1 protein-coding gene is annotated in these 889 nt (G+C 58.3%); it reads left to right on the plus strand.

Features of this window, described 5'->3' with window-relative positions:
• Positions 1-78 precede the first annotated feature (78 nt).
• A partial coding sequence (locus OKC30_RS21165; protein WP_270809835.1) for a metallophosphoesterase occupies positions 79-889 on the plus strand: 811 nt, incomplete at its 3' end.

The following is an 889-nucleotide window of genomic DNA, read 5'->3' on the forward strand; positions in this document are numbered from 1 at the left end:
CATGCAGTCGTGGCAAGCCCTCCGATGCCATATCGGCTCTTGAAGCTGGCTGAGGGTCATGGGTAATCAGGTATGGAAATGAATTATAAATTTGTCAAAGGAAGTATCGCACTGGCAGTGTTTGCCGCATTGAGCGGCTGCAATACCTCAAGCAACGACAGCGTCGCCCCCTGCACCGAAAATGTCTGCAAGCTGACCATTTTGCATACCAATGATACCCACGGTCGTTTCTGGCACAACGACAAGGGCGAATATGGCATGGCGGCCCAGAAGACCCTGGTCGAGCGGCTGCGTGCCGAGGCGAAAGCGGCGGGCAGCGAAGTGCTGGTGCTCTCCGGCGGTGACGTCAACACCGGGGTGCCAGAGTCGGATCTGCAGGATGCAGAGCCGGACTTCATGGCCATGAACAGCATCCGTTACGATGCCATGGCGGTGGGCAACCACGAGTTCGACAACCCCCTGACCATCCTCGAGAAACAGCGTCAGTGGGCCCAGTTCCCGATGATCTCCGCCAACATCTATGACAAGACGAGCGGCAAGCGCTACTTCGATCCCTACAAGGTGTTCAAGCTGGAGAGCGGCCTCAAGGTCGCCGTGCTGGGTCTGACCACAGAGGACACCGCCCAGCTGGTGGATCCCAACAACGTCCAGACCCTCGAGTTCCGCGATCCGACCACGGAAGCCGCCAATCTCGGCAAGCAGATCCGCGACAACAAAGAGGCGAACCTGGTTCTTGCCATCACCCACATGGGCCATTACGAGAATGGTCAGCACGGCAGCAACGCACCGGGTGACGTGGAGATGGCCCGTGCGCGGCCTTGTTGCACAATTCCAAAGCAGGACAGCAGTCTCTCAGGCGCCGATTTCGCTCAGTTGACCTGTTGTCGTA

The organism is Aeromonas sp. QDB18, assembly GCF_027705325.1.
Lineage (GTDB): Bacteria > Pseudomonadota > Gammaproteobacteria > Enterobacterales > Aeromonadaceae > Aeromonas > Aeromonas caviae.